General features: G+C 67.5%; 15 protein-coding genes and 1 pseudogene. 14 read left to right on the forward strand and 2 right to left on the reverse strand.

Annotated elements, in window-relative coordinates; genetic code table 11:
• The first annotated feature begins 3 nt into the window (after positions 1–3).
• The 7 genes from C6Y44_RS05195 to C6Y44_RS05225 all read left to right on the forward strand — a co-directional run bounded on the left by C6Y44_RS05195 (position 4) and on the right by C6Y44_RS05225 (position 6,862).
• Positions 4–1,218 (forward strand): sensor histidine kinase, encoded by a 1,215-nt coding sequence (locus C6Y44_RS05195; RefSeq protein ID WP_120281589.1) that lies wholly within the window; start codon positions 4–6, stop codon positions 1,216–1,218.
• 31 nt (positions 1,219–1,249) lie between these two features.
• Complete coding sequence (locus C6Y44_RS05200; protein WP_120281590.1) at positions 1,250–2,032, forward strand: LytR/AlgR family response regulator transcription factor; 783 nt, start codon at positions 1,250–1,252, stop codon at positions 2,030–2,032.
• The gene (locus C6Y44_RS05205; RefSeq protein WP_174246929.1) at positions 2,029–2,403 is read left to right on the forward strand and encodes a hypothetical protein; all 375 of its coding nucleotides are present in this window, start codon (positions 2,029–2,031) and stop codon (positions 2,401–2,403) included. The genes C6Y44_RS05200 and C6Y44_RS05205 overlap by 4 nt, the downstream gene beginning before the upstream one ends.
• 7 nt (positions 2,404–2,410) lie before the next feature.
• A complete protein-coding gene (locus tag C6Y44_RS05210; RefSeq protein WP_192378721.1) occupies positions 2,411–4,207 on the forward strand; it encodes a sodium/solute symporter in 1,797 nt (598 codons plus the stop codon).
• 124 nt (positions 4,208–4,331) lie between these two features.
• A complete protein-coding gene (locus C6Y44_RS05215; protein ID WP_159416562.1) occupies positions 4,332–4,697 on the forward strand; it encodes a DUF485 domain-containing protein in 366 nt (121 codons plus the stop codon).
• A complete protein-coding gene (locus C6Y44_RS05220) occupies positions 4,694–6,328 on the forward strand; it encodes a solute symporter family protein (RefSeq protein ID WP_159416561.1) in 1,635 nt (544 codons plus the stop codon). The genes C6Y44_RS05215 and C6Y44_RS05220 overlap by 4 nt, the downstream gene beginning before the upstream one ends.
• A 96-nt stretch (positions 6,329–6,424) precedes the next feature.
• Positions 6,425–6,862 (forward strand): type II toxin-antitoxin system Rv0910 family toxin, encoded by a 438-nt coding sequence (locus C6Y44_RS05225; RefSeq protein WP_016695006.1) that lies wholly within the window; start codon positions 6,425–6,427, stop codon positions 6,860–6,862.
• Positions 6,863–6,895: 33 nt separating this feature from the next.
• On the opposite strand, the gene C6Y44_RS05230 is transcribed toward C6Y44_RS05225, so the two are convergent.
• Entirely contained in the window at positions 6,896–8,275 is a 1,380-nt protein-coding gene (locus C6Y44_RS05230) for an MFS transporter (protein ID WP_404817796.1), read from the reverse strand.
• A gap of 202 nt (positions 8,276–8,477) precedes the next feature.
• Positions 8,478–9,488: an AraC family transcriptional regulator gene (locus C6Y44_RS05235; protein WP_159416559.1), complete on the reverse strand. Its 1,011-nt coding sequence runs from the start codon at positions 9,486–9,488 to the stop codon at positions 8,478–8,480.
• Positions 9,489–9,653: 165 nt separating this feature from the next.
• On the opposite strand from C6Y44_RS05235, the gene C6Y44_RS05240 reads away from it, so the two are divergent.
• The 7 genes and pseudogenes from C6Y44_RS05240 (at position 9,654) to C6Y44_RS05270 (ending at position 17,518) form a co-directional block, all read left to right on the forward strand.
• Positions 9,654–10,628, forward strand: a complete 975-nt coding sequence (locus C6Y44_RS05240; protein WP_159416558.1) for a quinone oxidoreductase family protein — start codon at positions 9,654–9,656, stop codon at positions 10,626–10,628.
• 95 nt (positions 10,629–10,723) lie between these two features.
• Positions 10,724–11,572 (forward strand): TauD/TfdA dioxygenase family protein, encoded by an 849-nt coding sequence (locus C6Y44_RS05245; RefSeq protein WP_192378870.1) that lies wholly within the window; start codon positions 10,724–10,726, stop codon positions 11,570–11,572.
• Positions 11,573–11,625: 53 nt separating this feature from the next.
• Entirely contained in the window at positions 11,626–12,678 is a 1,053-nt protein-coding gene (locus tag C6Y44_RS05250; protein WP_159416557.1) for a BKACE family enzyme, read from the forward strand.
• Between the two features lie 54 nt (positions 12,679–12,732).
• A pseudogene (locus C6Y44_RS05255) lies at positions 12,733–13,293 on the forward strand (RBBP9/YdeN family alpha/beta hydrolase); the annotation flags it as partial.
• 59 nt (positions 13,294–13,352) lie between these two features.
• Positions 13,353–14,951 (forward strand): long-chain-fatty-acid--CoA ligase, encoded by a 1,599-nt coding sequence (locus C6Y44_RS05260; protein WP_159416556.1) that lies wholly within the window; start codon positions 13,353–13,355, stop codon positions 14,949–14,951.
• Positions 14,941–16,005, forward strand: a complete 1,065-nt coding sequence (locus tag C6Y44_RS05265) for a YeiH family protein (protein WP_159416555.1) — start codon at positions 14,941–14,943, stop codon at positions 16,003–16,005. Before C6Y44_RS05260 ends, C6Y44_RS05265 begins: the two co-directional genes overlap by 11 nt.
• A gap of 190 nt (positions 16,006–16,195) precedes the next feature.
• On the forward strand, positions 16,196–17,518 hold the full coding sequence (locus C6Y44_RS05270) for a diacylglycerol/lipid kinase family protein (RefSeq protein WP_159416554.1): 1,323 nt from the start codon (positions 16,196–16,198) through the stop codon (positions 17,516–17,518).
• Positions 17,519–17,542 lie beyond the last annotated feature (24 nt).

The following is a 17,542-nucleotide window of genomic DNA, read 5'->3' on the forward strand; positions in this document are numbered from 1 at the left end:
CGCATGATCGCGATCGAGCTCGCCGCGGTGGTACTGCTCCTGGTGCTGGTCGTGGTCTCGGTGGTGCTGTGGACCCGCCGGGTGGTCACCACACCCGCCGAACGCGCGGTCCACGCGACCCTGCACACGGCGTCCCTCGCGGCGCGCCCCCTGCGCGCCGGGCTCGACGCGTCGTCCGCGAAGGAGGCCGCTCCGCACCTGCGGATGCTGCTCGCCGAAGCGCGCGCGGTGGCGCTGCTGGACGAGAACGGTGCCCTGCTCGCCTGGGACGGCCCGTTCGAGGAACTGACGGACGCGATGATCACCGCCGCGGGCCGGGCCGTCGCCGACAAGCGTCGCGTGCTCGTCGGACACCACGACCTGCGGCGGGACCACGGCGACCTCGCGGCCCGCGCACTGATCGCCCAGCCGCTCGCCGTGGAGGACATGGGTGTGGCGGGGGTGCTCGGCGTCGTGACGACCGTCGAACCCGGCCCGGCGCTGCTCGGCGCGATCACCGAGGTGGCGCGGTACGCGTGCAGTCAGATCGAGCTGGCCGAGCTCGATGCCTCCCGCGCCCGGCTCGACCGCGCGGAGGTCCGTGCGCTGCGCGCCCAGATCAGTCCGCACTTCATCTACAACGCGCTCAACACGGTGGCGTCGTTCGTCCGGACCGACCCCGACCGGGCCCGCGAACTGCTGCTGGATTTCGCCGACTTCACCCGCTACTCGTTCCGCGCGGCCGGTGAGTACACCCTGCTCGCCGACGAACTGCGCAACATCGACCGGTACCTGACGCTCGAGCGTGCCCGCTTCGGCAACGCCCTCGAGGTGCGCCTGCAGGTCGCACCCGAGGTGCTCAACGTGACGCTGCCCTTCCTCGCTCTGCAGCCGCTCGTCGAGAACGCCGTGCGACACGGGATCGCGGGCAAGGAAACCCGCACGGGCACGATCACCATCACCGCGGCGGACGAGGGCACCGACTGCGTCATCAGCGTCGAGGACGACGGCATCGGCATGGACCCGGAACTGCTGCGATCGGGCACGCTCGACGCGATCGCCGAGAGCGAGCACGGCAGCGGTGTCCGCGAGTCTGCGCACGTGGGCCTCGCCAACGTCGACGACCGGCTGCGTGCGGCCTTCGGCAACGACTACGGCCTCGTCGTCGAGACCGCGCCGGGGGCCGGCACCCGGGTGAGCATGCGCGTGCCGAAGTTCAGGGCGGGTATCCGGCCGTGAGGAACACCCGGCATGGCACGATGGATTCGCCGTGAACGAGATCACAGACAACCTGACCGTGCTGGCGGTCGACGACGAACCGCCCGCCCTCGACGAGCTGACCTACCTGCTGCGCGCGCAGGAGGAGATCGGCGTCGTACACACCGCGGGAGACGCGACGACCGCTCTGCGCGTGCTGCGCGACGGAGGCATCGACGCGGTCTTCCTCGACATCAACATGCCCGGACTCGACGGGCTGGAACTCGCGGGCATCCTGCGCAATTTCGCGGTGTCCCCGGCCGTGGTGTTCGTGACCGCGCACGACGATCGTGCGGTCTCCGCGTTCGACCTCGGCGCCGTCGACTACGTCCTCAAGCCGCTGCGGGAGGAACGACTCGCCGAAGCGGTCCGGCGGATCGCCGAGCGCCGCCGGCCTGCCGCGCAGGCGACATCCGACACCGGTCAGAGCGACGACGTGATCCCGGTCGAGCTCGGCGGTGTCACCACGCTCGTGCCGCGCTCGTCGGTCCACTGGGTCGAAGCCGAGGGCGACTACGCGCGACTGCACACCGCGACCGGTTCGCACCTGGTGCGTATCCCGATATCGACGCTCGAGAACCGCTGGGCCGATGCCGGCTTCCTGCGCGTGCACCGCTCCTATCTCGTGGCGCTGCCGCTCGTCACCGGTATCCGCAGTGTGGGTTCGGGTCTCGTCGTGTGCCTGCGCAGCGACAGCAACTCCCCGCCCGTCGAACTGCCCGTCAGCCGTCGGCACACGCGGGAACTCAAGGACCGGCTCATCCGCGGTCCGATGCAGTCGTGGACGTCGCGATGAGCACCACCGGCGGGTCACCCCCGCAGCGGCAGCGTGTCGTCCTCGCCGAACGGCGTGGGGCGCGCATGGTCCGCACCCGGGTCGAGGTGCAGCAGCAGACTGAGGTGGGCGACGCGATGGTTCGCGGGCTGGTCCGGGCACAGCTCGGGCTCGCCCTGCGGGTCGCGCTGTTCACCGTGTGTCTGCTGGGCGCCATTCCGGTGCTGTTCCACGTCGCTCCCGGTCTCGCCGCGGTGACGGTCCTCGGGATCCGCCTGCCGTGGGTGTTGCTCGGTGTGGTCGGTTATCCGATCCTGCTCGGTATCGCGTGGGTGTATCTGCGTCTCGCCGAACGCAACGAGCAGGATTTCACCGACCTCACCGACGATTGACGACCCCATGAGCGGATCGATTCCCGTCGTCACCGTCGTCGGTCTCGTCGCCGCGGCGATCGCCACCGTCGCGATCGGTGTGTACGGCGTGCGGATGGCGCGCACCACCTCGGATTTCCTCGTCGCTTCCCGCAGCGTCGGCCCACGCTGGAACGCCGCAGCCATCTCCGGGGAATACCTCTCGGCGGCATCCTTTCTCGGGGTGGCCGGGCTCGTCGCGAAGTTCGGTGCCGATGCCCTGTGGTATCCCGTCGGTTTCACGGCCGGCTATCTGGGTCTGCTGTTGTTCGTCGCTGCGCCGCTGCGACGTTCGGGCGCCTACACCGTCCCGGACTTCGCGGAGTTCCGGCTGGGGGAGAAGTGGCTGCGCACGCTGTCGATGATGGTCGTGGCGATCATCTGCATCCTGTATCTGGTGCCGCAGTTCCAGGGCGCGGGACTCACGCTCAACATCCTTCTGGGAGTGCCCGACTGGGTGGGCGTCGCCGTGGTCGGGGTGATCGTCGTGGCCAACGTGGTCGGTGGCGGGATGCGGTCGATCACCTTCGTGCAGGCCTTCCAGTACTGGCTCAAACTCACCGCGGTCGCCCTGCCCGCCCTGGTCCTCACGTTGCACTTCGTCGGCGACGACCGGGGTGTCGACGAACCCGTGCCGCCCACCGTCACCGAGACCACCACCGTCGACGTGACGATCGATGTGGTCGTGCAGGTCGCCGAGACGCTCCCCGTCGTGGCGACCGGGGAGATCGACGGCCGGCCGGTCGCGGGTGTCTTCGAACTCGAACCGGGGGAGCACGTCCTCGGGGCCGGAACCGAACTGGTCCTCGACGCGGGGTCACCGGTGCCGGTGGTCGCCGGTGCACCGACCGACAACGACACCTGGTCGTCGCCGGGGGCGGGGCTGGGGGCGAGCAGCGAACATCCGCTGTTCCAGGTGTATTCGCTGATGCTCGCGACCTTCCTGGGCACGATGGGTCTGCCCCACGTGCTCGTGCGCTTCTACACCAACCCCGACGGACGGGCGGCGCGCATGACGTCGTTCGCCGTCATCGGCCTGCTCGGGCTGTTCTATCTGTTCCCCACGCTGCTCGGGGTGTTCGCGCGCCTGTACGTCCCGCAGCTGCTCATCACCGGACGCTCCGATGCGGCAGTGCTGTTGCTGCCGGGGTCGGTGCTGTCGGGCTGGGGTGGGCAGTTGCTCGCGGCGCTGGTCGCCTCGGGTGCGATCGCGGCTTTCTTGTCGACGTCCTCCGGACTGCTGGTGAGTGTCGCCGGCGTGTTGTCCACGGACGTGCTGCGCGGCCGGGTGCGCGACTTCCGGGTGGCCGCGGTGCTCGCCGGTGTGGTGCCGCTCGTGCTCGCTCTGTCGGTGACCTCTCTCGACCTGTCGCGTTCGGTCGGGCAGGTCTTCGCGATCGCCGCGTCGACGCTGTGTCCGCTGCTGGTGCTGGGGATCTGGTGGCGCGGCCTCACCGCGATCGGCGCGGCGGCGGGGATGGTCGTCGGTGGTCTCGTCGCGGGCGGTGCCGCCCTGGCGACCGTGCTGCTGCCGATCGATCCGTCGGTGGCCGCCGGGTGGCCGACGGTGCTCTCCGCCTATCCGGCGGCGTTGAGCGTTCCGCTGGCGTTCCTCACGATGATCACGGCGAGTCTGCTGACCCGTCGGCGGATCCCGCGCGACGTCGGCAGGACCTTCTCCCGCATGCACGTGCCCGAGCGGCTCGGGATGGGCCGCGACCGCGAACTCGGCGCGTTCGGTGAACGGGGCCGTGACCCCGGGAAGAGTCGCCGTTCGTCGCGGTGACGCGACCGTTCGTCGCACGAGGGCACCCCTCGTCGTTCCACCTCTTGTCTCCTCTATTCGTGTGACAGCCGTCTCATTAGCGTTGTGATCATCCTCACCTCACACGACGACCAAGGAGTCGGCAGTGACCACAGCACCACTCAGCGAGAGTGGCGTACCCCAGCAGCGACGGATACCGACGCCGCAGGAGTTCGTCACGATGCAGGAGAGCCCGGAGTTCCAGGAACTGCGCAGCCGTCTGCGCCGTTTCGTGTTCCCGGTGACGGCGTTCTTCCTGGCCTGGTACGCCCTGTACGTCCTGCTCGCCACCTACGCGGACGAGTTCATGGCGACGAAGGTCATCGGCAACATCAACGTCGGGCTGATCCTGGGTCTCGGCCAGTTCGTCACGACCTTCGTGATCACCGCTGTCTACGTGAAGTTCGCCGGCCGTGAGCTGGATCCGCGTTCCGCCGCGATCCGCGAGGAACTGGAAGGACCCCTGCAGTGACCGTTCTCGCGCAGAGTGGGGCCGACGTCGGCAACCCGATCCTCAACATCGCCATCTTCGTCGCGTTCGTCGTCGTGACGATGGGCCTGGTCATCAAGGCCAGCCGCACGACGAAGAAGGCCTCCGACTTCTACACCGGCGGCGGCCAGTTCTCCGGCCCGCAGAACGGCTTCGCCATCGCCGGCGACTACCTGTCGGCCGCCTCGTTCCTCGGTATCGCCGGTGCGATCGCCGTCTACGGATACGACGGCTTCCTGTACTCGATCGGCTTCCTCGTCGCATGGCTCGTCGCCCTGCTGCTCGTCGCCGAACTGCTCCGCAACACCGGCCGGTTCACGATGGCCGACGTGCTGAGCTTCCGGCTCAAGGAACGGCCCGTCCGCATGGCAGCGGCGCTCTCGACCCTCGCGGTGTCGCTGTTCTACCTGCTCGCACAGATGGCCGGCGCCGGCGGACTCGTCGCGCTGCTGCTCGACATCGAGGGCAAGGCCGGCCAGGCCATCGTCGTCGCGGTCGTCGGTGTGCTCATGATCGTGTACGTGCTGATCGGTGGCATGAAGGGCACGACCTACGTGCAGATGGTCAAGGCCGTGCTGCTCATCGCCGGCGCCGGCCTGATGTTCGTGCTCGTCCTGTTCGCGGTACGGGGCAACTTCTCGCAGCTGCTCGCCGACGCCCAGGCGATGGTGTCGAGCTCGTCGAACGAGGCCGTCGCCCAGCGTGACGTGCTCGCCCCCGGTGCCAAGTACGGCATCAGCAACATGTCGCAGATCGACTTCCTCTCGCTCGGCATCGCACTGGTCCTCGGCACCGCCGGTCTGCCGCACGTGCTGATGCGCTTCTACACCGTGCCCACCGCCAAGGAAGCACGTCGCTCGGTCACCTGGGCCATCGCCCTCATCGGCGCCTTCTACCTGTTCACCCTGGTGCTCGGTTACGGTGCCGCGAAGATGGTCGGCCCCGACGCGATCCTCGGCGCTCCCGGCAAGGAGAACGCGGCGGCTCCGTTGCTGGCCTTCGAACTCGGCGGCACGCTGTTCCTCGCGATCATCTCGGCTGTCGCCTTCGCCACGATCCTCGCGGTCGTCGCCGGTCTGGCCATCACCGCCTCGGCGTCCTTCGCCCACGACATCTACGCCAGTGTCATCAAGCGTGGCAACGCCACCGAGGACGAGCAGGTGCGGGTCTCGCGGATCACGGTCGTCGTGATCGGTCTGGTGGCGATCGTCCTCGGCATCCTCGCCATGGGACAGAACATCGCCTTCCTGGTGGCCCTGGCCTTCGCGGTCGCCGCCTCGGCGAACCTGCCCACCCTGCTGTACTCGCTGTTCTGGCGGAAGTTCAACACGACCGGCGCCCTGTTCAGCATCTACGGTGGTCTGATCAGCTGCCTCGTGCTCATCGTGTTCTCCCCGGCGGTGTCCGGTGCACCCTCGGCGATGTTCCCGAACGTGGACTTCTCCTGGTTCCCGCTGTCGAACCCGGGCATCGTGTCCATCCCGCTCGCGTTCGCGCTCGGCGTCGTCGGCACCTACGTCGGACGCCGCAAGCAGGAGGACCGGTACAAGCAAGCGGAGATGGAGGTCCGCTCGCTCACCGGCGTCGGTGTGGAGAAGGCCGTCTCCCACTGATCCTCTGCGCCGCGTGGCCCGCTCCCGATCCGGGGGCGGGCCACCGTCGTGTCGGGGTGCCCCGCCGGCGGAACGGACCGTCTACTGTTGCGGACCATGGCGAAACTCGAAGTGTCCACCGACCTTCCGCTCGACCCGCACGCAGCGTGGGAACACGCCTCCCGCCTCGAATCGTTCGGGGAGTGGCTGAGCATCCACGACGGGTGGCGCAGCGACCTGCCGGACACCCTCGCCGAGGGCACCACCCTGCAGTCGGTGGTATCCGTCAAGGGCATGCGCAACCGCGTCACGTGGACCATCGTCGAACTGGACGCGCCGCACCACGTGGTGCTGAAGGGAACCGGCAAGGGCGGCACGAAGTTCTCGATGCGGCTCGCCGTCGCCGCCCGCGGGGACGGTTCGACGCTGTCGATGAAGATCGACCTCGGTGGTGCACCCCTGTTCGGTCCGATCGGGTCGGGGGTGGCGCGTGCCCTGCACGGCGACCTGCAGTCGTCGCTCGACACCTTCGCGCGCCGCTACGGCGGGAACTGACACCTCGGCGCAGCGTGACATGACGCCCCGGTCTCATCGAACAGGTAGGTGAGAATCCGATGCGGCCGTGCTCCGACGGTGCAGCCGTTCCACGCCGCTTGCATACCAACGCTTACCGAAGAGCAGCGCCACGATCGCGAGTGCGTACACGAGCGGGGTCAGTTGTAGTGCGGCGAGCAGGCCGAGACGGTCGGCGAGGATCCCGACGACGAACGGTCCGGTCGCCAGCCCCAGGACATTGTTGGCGACGGTGAGAGTGCCCAGCGCGGAGGCCCGCACCGACTCGTGGGTCAGTCGTGCCACCATGGCCGCCGTGGGACCTGAGGACCCGGCGGCGAAGAAGGCGCCGATCCCGATCAGGGTCAATTGCGCCGGGCCGGGTGCCAGCTGGAATCCGATTCCGAGGGACACGAGCGAGACGATGCAGAACGCGACGGCGCTGGTCCACTTCGCCGACGGGTTCGTGCGGCTGACCCGGTCGGTGATCATCCCGCACACCACCATGCCTGTGCCGATCAGCAGTACGAAGATCGACGCGACCATCCCGGCCTTGTCGGGGGCGAGGCCGTACTCGCGGTTGAAGAAGCTGGGCGTCCAGGCCAGCAACACGGCAGCGGTGAACATCTGCAGGCCGCCCCCGAGGTAGGCGCACCAGACGGCGGGGCTGGTGAACAGTGTGGAGATCGGGACCCGGATCGGGGGTGACGAATCCGGACGAGGAGACGATCCGGTCGGTACCGTGTCCTGACCGGCCTTGTGCGCTGCCAACCTGCCTTCGGTGACGAGGGCGCGGAACAGGGCGACGAGGATCAGGCCCAGCACCGCCATGGCTGCGAACGACCACCGCCAGCTCAGGTGCACCGCGATGACGCCACCGAGCGCGACGCCGATGACCGAACCGAACGAGCCGCCGGCCATGAAGGCGCCGCTGAGTGCGGAATGGACCCGCGGGACGAAGACACTCAGGATCACGGCGATTCCGACGCTGCCGTAGGCGGCCTCGCCGACCCCGACCAGGAAGCGGGCGACGAGAAGCTGTTCGTAGTTGGCTGCCACGGCGCAGAACAGCGTCGCGATACTCCAGATCACCGCCATCAGGGTGAGGCTCCGTACCCGGCCCCACCGATCGGCGAGGAGTGACAGTGGGAAGGTCAGCAGGCCGACCATCAGGGCGACGATGCTGGTGAGCGACGCGAGTTGCGAATCCGACAGTGCCCAGTCCGCTTTCAGGAACGGGAAGACCGCGCTGAGTACCTGGCGCGACATGTAGTCCGAGAGCAGCAGTGCGAAGGTCAGCGCGAAGACCAACCAGGGGTATGCGGGCCGACGGCGTGGACGCTTCTCGTGTGCCGGATCGACGAAATTCGTTGTATCGTACGGAGATTCGAGGGCGAGTGCGGCGGAGGTGCCGATCGGGGTGGGGAGAATTCCCATAGGAGCTCCTCGGAGGAAAGGGGATGGGGCAGGACCCGAGCAGTTCCACGACTCTCGCGCGGAGAAGGGGGCGGCGGGGCGTGCACGCCGGTTTGCCATCGTCGTGGTGCACATCACAGTAGTGGGTGTGCGAGGTGTTCACTTATCCCGACGGGACACGGCTCTGTCCAATTCGGGACACTCAGGCTTCGGAGCGTTTGCGCCACTCTCGGGGAGTCATACCGAATCGGCGGGTGAACCAGCGTGAGAACCCGCTCGGGGCCGAGAACGACAACATCTCGGAGATCTCGGCGAAGGTGTGACGCCCGCTCGCCACCAGTCGCTGCGCGAGTTCGGCCCGGGTGTCGTCGACGACCCGGGTGAAGGTCTGCCCCGACCTGGCCAGGTGCCGGTGAACGGTGCGGCGATCCACACCGAGACTCGCCGACACCTGGTCGACCGAACAGCGCCCGGTCGGTAACAGCAGTTCGACGAGTTCCCGGACCCGCCGCTCGAGCACGGGGGTCTCGGATGCCGAGAGGTCGTCGAGGACCTGTTGCGAATAACTGCGGAGGACGGGATCGGAGAGGCGATTGGGTAGATCCAGATCGCCGGTGTACACAACGATTCCGGAATAGTTGCCGTCGAAGACGAGGGGAGCGTCGAAGACGCGACGGTGCGTGCTGTCGTCGCCGGGCCGGCCGTGTTCGAAACACACCGACACGGGCCGCCAGCGGTCGCCGAGCAGGTACTGCAGAAGTTGGTGGATGACGGCGACCGCAAGTTCCGTGGCCTGGCGCACGGGCATGGGTTCGCCCGGTTCGACGCGAAGCACGATCGTCGACAGTCCGTCACGCTCGGTGATGTCGATGAACAGCGCCTCGTTGTACGTGTGCTGGAAACGGATCAACATGCGCAGGGCGCTACGGGCGTTCGGCTCGTCGCGGATGGCCACGCTCAAGGGTCCGAGAGTCGACAGGCGTCGCCGTTCGGCGAGTCTCAGCGCGAAATCCTGGTGGGCGGTGACCGCAGCGGACAGTTCCAGCAAGCGGACGATCGACGCTGCCGGTACCCACCGGTCCTGCAGGTCGAGTCCGGACGGGTCCAGTTCGACGCTGCGCAACAGTTCGATCGGATCGGCCGAGAGCGAGCGGGCCAGTTCGACGAATCCCGTCAGTGTTGCGTAGCGCGCCAACGGCTTCGGCAGCGTCATCGCGCATCTCCTCGATTTCTCGGCGACCGGACAGGACTGTCCCCGAATGACAACGAATATGTCCCGTAGGGATAAGCATCCCGGACGCCCGCTCATTAGTGTCGTGTTATCGGCGTCACACCCCCTCCGCGGTAGCAGAACGCCCGACATCCAAGGAGAACACAGATGGCACACGCGATCCGCTTCCACGAGACGGGCGGCCCCGACGTCCTCGAATGGGAAACCGTCGAGGTCGGCGACCCCGGCCCCGGCGAAGTGCGGATCCGGCACGAAGCCGTCGGCCTGAACTTCGCAGACACCTACTTCCGCACCGGGCTGTACCCGGCACCGTTGCCGGCGGGAATGGGTGTCGAGGCAGCCGGCGTGATCGAGGCGGTCGGTCACGGTGTCACCGACTTCCGCGAAGGCGACCGCGTCACCTACACCGGAAGTCCGCTCGGGGCATACAGCACCGAACGGATCATGCCGGCCGAACACCTCATCGCGCTGCCGGACGCGATTCCCTTCGACACCGCGGCCGCGATGACCATGCGCGGCCTGACCGCGGCATACCTCCTGCGCCGCATCCATCCGCTCGGAGCGGGCGACACGGTCCTGCTGCATGCCGCAGCCGGGGGTGTCGGATTGATCTTCTGTCAGTGGGCGAAACGATTGGGAATCAACGTCATCGGAACCACGTCCAACGAAGCGAAGGCGGAGGTCGCTCGGTCCTACGGCTGTGCCGAGGTCATCGTCCACACCCGTGAGGACATCGCAGAACGCGTGCGCGAGCTGACCGACGGAGCCGGCGTGCCGGTCGTGTTCGACAGCGTCGGAGCCTCGACCCATCGTTCCTCGCTCGATTCCCTCGCCCGCCGAGGCCTGCTCGTCGCGTTCGGAACGGCGTCCGGCCCCATCCCACCGATCAGCGCCATGGACCTCGCGGTCAAGGGCTCGCTGTTCGTCACCCGGCCCGCGCTCGCGGACTACATCGCCGATCCCGTCGAGCGCGCCGAATTGGCGAACGAGCTGTTCGCACAGGTCGCCGCCGGAGACATCGAGATCGAGATCAACCAGAGATACGCACTCGCCGATGCCGCACGAGCACACCGCGACCTCGAAGCCGGCATCAGCGTGGGCTCGTCGGTGTTCTCGCTCTGACCTTCGCCCGATCCACCCCCCGTCACGCCCAGGAGACCGTCATGATCACCACCGACCACGCCCATGTCCGGGACGAGGCACGTCACCGATTCCCGATGGACGCACGACCGTTGACCGGCAGCATCGGCGCGGAACTGCACGGCGTAGACCTCGCCGAGGTGGCCCGCGACGACAAACGGTTCGCAGAATTGAAAGCCCTGCTGCTCGAACACAAGGTGCTGTTCTTCCGCGACCAGGACATGAGCCGGGCCGAGCACGTCGCCCTCGCCGAGCGTTTCGGTTCGCTCGAGGACCATCCGGTTCTCGGCAGCGATCCGGGACATCCCGGCCTGGTCCGCATCTACAAGGACCTCGACAGCCCACCGGAGGCGTTCGAGAACTCCTACCACTGCGATGCCACCTGGAGGGAGAACCCGCCCATGGGATCGGTGCTGCGATGCGTCGAAGGTCCGGCCGTCGGTGGCGACACCATCTGGGTGAACATGGCACTCGCCTACGAGCAGCTCCCGGGGCACGTGAAGGAACAGATCGCCGGGCTGCGCGCGCGCCACAGCATCGAGGCATCGTTCGGCGCGCGACTGCCGATCGACAAGCGACTCGCGCTGAAGGACCGGTTCCCGGACGCGGAGCACCCCGTCGTGCGCACCCATCCCGAAACGGGCGAGAAGGTCCTGTTCGTCAACAGCTTCACCACACACTTCACGAACTTCCATACGGCCGACAACGTCCGTTGCGGTATCGACTATGCACCCGGGGCGGGCGAGCTGCTCCGGTTCCTGCAGAGCCGGGCGACGATCCCCGAGTACCAGGTCCGGTGGCGATGGACGCCGAACAGCGTGGCGATCTGGGACAACCGGTCCACCCAGCACTACGCGGTCCAGGACTACTGGCCTGCCGTCCGGAGGATGGAGCGCGCCGGAATCGCCGGCGATCGTCCCTTCTGACTCCGAGAACTTCCTTTCCTCATCACGCACGACCCGATCCCCAGGAGACCACGATGCACTTCCACGACGATGCCTTGTTCCCCGAATGCCAGGAGAAGCTGGTCATCACCGCCGCCCCGTACGGACCCGAATGGGAACCGGAGGATTTCCCGGAAGACCTGCCGCTGACGATGGACGAGCACGTCCAGCAGGCGGTGGACTGCTACGAGGCCGGAGCCACGGTGCTGCACATCCACGTTCGCGAACTCGACGGCAAGGGCAGCAAGCGACTGTCGAAGTTCAACGAACTGCTCTCCCGCCTGCGCGAAGCGGTGCCGGACATGATCCTGCAGGTCGGAGGATCGATCTCCTTCGCGCCGGAAGGTGAAGGTGCCGAAGCGAAGTGGCTCTCGGATGATGTTCGGCACATGCTCGCCGAACTGGATCCCAAGCCGGACCAGGTGACCATCGCCATCAACACGAGCCAGATGAACATCATGGAGCTCATGACCGCGGACGACATCGCCGGCACCTCGATGGAGCGTCCGGAACTCGCGGTGACCTACCGGGAGATGACCGTGCCCGCCGGGCCGGAATGGGTCGAGGAGCACCTGCGACGCCTGCAGGCCGCCGGCATCCAGCCGCACTTCCAGCTGTCGTCGATCCCGCAGCTCGAGACCGTCGAACGCCTGATTCGACGCGGCATCTACACCGGTCCGCTGAACCTGACCTGGGTGGGGATCGGCGGCGGTTTCGACGGACCGAACCCGTACAACATCATGAACTTCATCCAGCGTGTCCCGGACGGTGCCTGCCTGACACTCGAAACCCTCATGCGTTCGGTGTTGCCGGTCAACACCATGGCCATCGCCATGGGGCTGCACACCCGCTGCGGCAACGAGGACACTCTCTGGGGGCGCAAGGGCCAGAGGATGACCTCGGTCGAGCAGATCCGGCAACTGGTTCGGCTCGCCGGCGAACTCGGCCGGGAAGTCGCCACCGGTAAGGAAGCCCGCGAGATCTACCGGATCGGCGAAACCTACCGCGACGCCGACGAGACGCTCGCCAAGCTCGGCTACGCCCCCAACCGCCGCCCCGGTCAGGTCGGCTTCACCCACCACAGCTGACACCCAGTGGCCCCCCCGCTCGGAAATGCACCGCGCCAAGAAAGTTTCGGAGAGATGAACGACGACACCGAACCGACCGTGATCATCGTGCCCGGTCTGCGCGACCACGTCGCCGACCACTGGCAGACACTGCTCGCCGATCGGCTCGACCGGGTGCGCACCGTACCCCCGCTCGACCACGACCGACTGAGCCTGGACGCACGGATCGCCGCGCTCGACGCGGTCGTCGGCGACGTCGACGGTCCGATCGTGCTGGTCGCGCACAGTGCCGGCGTCCTGATCGCCGTGCACTGGGCCCACACAGCGACCAGACCGGTTCTCGGTGCGCTGCTCGCAACACCGGCCGATATCGAAGAGCCGCTCCCCGAAGGGTATCCGACCACGGCCGACCTCGATCGAGGCGGTTGGCTCCCGATACCGCGTCGCCGCCTTCCCTTCCCGAGCATCCTTGCGGCGAGCAGCAACGATCCACTCGCGGACCGGTACCGGGTCGCAGGATTGGCGGAGGTGTGGGGGAGTCGATTCGTCGACCTCGGTGAGGTCGGGCATCTGAATCCCGCGTCCGGCTTCGGCGACTGGCCCGCCGCCGATCTGTTCCTGCAGGAACTGCTCCAGCGGTCCGGAGCGACAACGCGCGAGACCGCCCCCGTCCGAATCCTGAAAGCGAACCAGCGATGCTCAACCTGTCCGTTCTCCTGGAGGATTCCGCCCGCCGGTATCCCGACCGGGACGCCTTGGTGCTGGGGAACACTCGGATCGGCTACGGCGAACTCGACGCCCGAGCGAACCGGGTGGCCAACCTGTTGATCGCGCGTGGAATCGCGCCGGGCGACACCGTGGCGATGTCGATCCCCAACGTGCCGGAGTTCGTGATCGTCTACTACGGCATCCTCAAGGCCGGCGCCGTCGTGGTGCCGTTGAACATCATGCTCAAGGGACCTGAAATCGCCTACCATCTGCAGGATTCCGGCGCCCGGGCGTTCTTCTGCTCCGAAGGTGGACCCGACCTGCCCATCGGTGAATACGGTCGTGCCGGTTTCGCCGCAGCACCGAAGTGTCGCGACATGTTCGTCGTCGGCGGACTCGATGGTGCGGACAGTCTCGATACTGCGCTGGGGGAAGTATCGGATGTCCGCTCGTCGGTGGTACGTGATCCGCAGGACACGGCGGTGATCCTCTACACCAGCGGAACCACAGGAAAACCGAAGGGAGCCTGCCTTTCCCACTCGAACATGGTGACGAACGCGCTCACCGCGAACCGTCTGTTCGACAGCAGTCCGATGTGTACCGACACGTACCTGGTGACCCTGCCGCTCTTCCACTCCTTCGGCCAGACCGTGACCATGAACGCGGGACTGTCGGTAGGGGCCACGCTGGTTCTCCTGCCACGTTTCGATGCCCGCACCGCACTGACACTGATGATCGAGCAGGACGTCACCGTCTTCGCCGGGGTCCCGACGATGTACTGGGCTCTGCTCGATGCGGTGGACGAGACGGTCGACGTGCAGCGGATCGCCGCGACGATGCGCCGGGCGATCTCCGGTGGCGCCGCCCTGCCCGTCGACATCCTCACCCGCTTCTCCGAGCGCTTCGGTGTCCGGATCCTCGAGGGCTACGGGCTGTCCGAGACGTCTCCGCTCGCGTTGTTCAGCGATCCGGAACGCGACCCGCGGCCCGGATCGATCGGCGTCCCGGTCTGGGGAGTCGAGGCCCGCCTCGTCGATGCCGACTGGAACACCGTCACCGAAGTCGACACGGTCGGAGAACTGGCATTGCGCGGCCACAACGTCATGTCGGGATATCTCGGGCGGACGGATGCCACCGCCGAAGCGATGCGAGACGGCTGGCTGCGTACAGGCGACCTTGCTCGCAGGGACGCGGACGGCTTCTACTACATCGTCGATCGAGCGAAGGATCTGATCGTGCGCGGGGGCTTCAACGTCTACCCCCGCGAGATCGAGGAAGTACTGATCACCCACGAGGCAGTGTCGCTTGCAGCGGTCGTCGGCGTCCCCCACGAGGTGTACGGCGAGGAGGTCGGCGCATTCGTCATTCTCGAGGCAGGGGAGCAGACCACGGAAGAAGAGTTGATCTCCTGGTGTCGAGACCGGATGGCAGGATACAAGTATCCGCGCTCGATCGAGATCGTCACGACGCTTCCGACGACCGCGACGGGAAAGATCCTGAAGCGCGAACTCGTCACCACGGTACGGACAGGCGCGGTATCGACGGGCACGGGATCGACGAGTCAGGGATCGCCGGATGTCGGGTGAGGTGACGTCGGCGCCGCAGGACGTCGTGCGGCCGGAGTCGACGCCGAGGGGTGTGCGTCCCCGCGCGGCTGCCCTCGTCGCGGGTATCGGGGTGTGCGCGGCCGGCGCTGCAATCGCGATCGTGCTCGGCCGACTGCTCCCCGCCGTGAACCCGATGCTGATCTCGATCGTGCTCGGAGCGCTGGTGGCCAATCTGATCCCTGTCCCGGCGTGGATCGGCCCCGGCGTCGACTTCTCCGCCAAGCGGCTGCTGCGCCTCGGCATCGCCGTGCTCGGCCTTCAACTGGTCTTCCACGACATCCTCGCCCTCGGGTGGGGTGTCATCGCCCTCGTCGTGATCATCGTCGCGGCAGGGATCACGGGGACGATGTACCTGGGCCGGGTCCTTGGGTTGTCGTGGACGCAACGTGTCCTCATCTCGTGCGGATTCTCGATCTGCGGCGCCGCGGCGGTCGCTGCCGCCGACGGAGTCGTCGACGCAAGGCGCAACGAGGTGATCACCTCGATCGCGTTGGTCGTCGTCTTCGGCACACTGATGATCCCCGGTGTTCCGCTGCTGGTAGGAGTGCTGGGGATGGACGACCGGCAGTCCGGCATCCTCGCCGGCGGGGCGATCCACGAGGTCGCGCAGGTCGTCGCCGCCGGCGGCATGATGGGTGGCGGAGCCCTCGCCGTCGCCACCGTGGTCAAGCTCGCCCGCGTCCTGATGCTGGCCCCGGTGATGGCATATCTGGGCGTGGTCCGTCGACGGCGCGGTCGCGAGGAGGGCGCCCACGAGGACACGATCGGGCGGCAGCCGCCGCTGGTGCCGGTGTTCGTGATCGGATTCCTGGTAGCTGTGGCGGTGCGGTCCTCCGGCGTGCTGCCCGACGTCGTGCTCGAACAGGCCGCGCTCGTGCAGTCGGCGTTGTTGACCACGGCCATGTTCGGCTTGGGCCTCGGGGTTCGTGTGGGACTGCTGCGCTCGATCGGACTACGACCGTTCGTAGTCGCTGCTGCCTCCACGCTGTGGGTGATGCTGATCGCCCTCGTCGGCGCCCTCCTGCTGAGCTGAACGGTCCGCGTCCGGCTTGCCGGCACAGCGGAACGTTCGGTGTCGCAGAGTTCTCTACCGGCAAAACACCTCTCGCCCGCGCACGATCGTGCCAAGCTCGGAAGTGGTGGTCGGTCCTCGACCCGAGAAGTTCGTCCGGCCCGCAAGGTCGGCTGTCCGGGCGCGCAGGAACGATTGCGAGGTCGAGTCGATGGCCGAGGAACACGAATCGCACCGGGGCCCGGTATCCGCCGACGCCCGCTGGTGGGCGTGGACCGCTGTCGTGGTGCTGATCGTCGCGATCGTGCTTCCGGTCGCCGAAGCCGGTCTGCGTGGTGTCCTCGCGCTGCTGCTGGTCGCGGTGGCCGGTGCAGCCCTGGCCGTTGCCGGGGCCTACTGGTTCCTCACCCACCGGGGGGTGGTCCGCGCGGTGGCTCTGACCGTGACCGTCCTCGTGCCGGTGGTCGTGGTGGTCGTCTTCGCACTGTCGGGTCACCTGTGGGTCGCTGTTGTGTCGGTGCTGCTCGTCGCCGTGGCGGTCGCATGCGGACGCCGCGCCCTACGAGGCGATCGCGTGAATCCGCAGCCGGAATTCCCGGCCGTTTCCGTGCACCATCCGTTCTTCGTGATGAATCCACGCTCGGGCGGGGGCAAGGTCGTCCGTTACGACCTGCAGCGCAAGGCCGAGGAACTCGGCGCCGAAGTGGTGTTGCTGAGCGGACCGCAGCAACTCGACGTCACCGAACTGGCGGAGAAGGCCGTCGAACGAGGGGCGGACCTGCTCGGCGTCGCGGGTGGCGACGGAACACAGGCCCTCGTCGCGGCGGTCGCAGCGGAACACCGACTTCCGTTCGTGGTGATCAGCGCCGGAACCCGGAATCATTTCGCTCTCGACCTCGGGCTCGACCGGGAGGATCCCGCTGCGGGTCTGGACGCCCTCCGTGACGGGGTCGAGCTGCGCGTCGATCTCGGCCGGATCAACGAGCGGCCGTTCGTCAACAATGCGTCCTTCGGGGTCTACGCAGAGGTGGTGCGGAGCCCTCAGTACCGTGCCGACAAGACGGCGACGGTGCTGCAGATGCTGCCCGATCTGCTCGGTGAGCAGGGCAGGCCGGGTCTGCGGGCGCACATCGACACCGAGACCGTCGAGGGACCTCAGGCGGTGTTGGTCAGCAACGGTCCGTACGCCTTCGACGACCTGGCAGGAATGGGCCGCCGGCCCCGCCTGGACAGCGGCCGGCTCGGTGTCGTCGCGATCTCGGTCTCGAACGCACGCCAGGCGGTGGGCCTGTTCCGTCGCACCCACAACCGAGGCCTGTTGCAGCGCACCGCCACAGAAGTGGTCGTCGATGCGGACGTACCGGAGATTCCGGTCGGAGTCGACGGTGAGTCGGTGATGCTGTCGACACCCGTCCGATGCACGATCTCCACCGGAGCGCTACGAGTTCGTGTTCCCCGCAACCGTCCGGGAGCGCGTGTGCCGCCCCCGCACCTCGATTCCGTTCGGTTGCGGAAGATATTGTGGCCGAATTGAACTCTTCGGATCTCACATTCCGGC

It is taken from the genome of Rhodococcus rhodochrous, assembly GCF_014854695.1.
Classification (GTDB): Bacteria; Actinomycetota; Actinomycetes; order Mycobacteriales; family Mycobacteriaceae; genus Rhodococcus.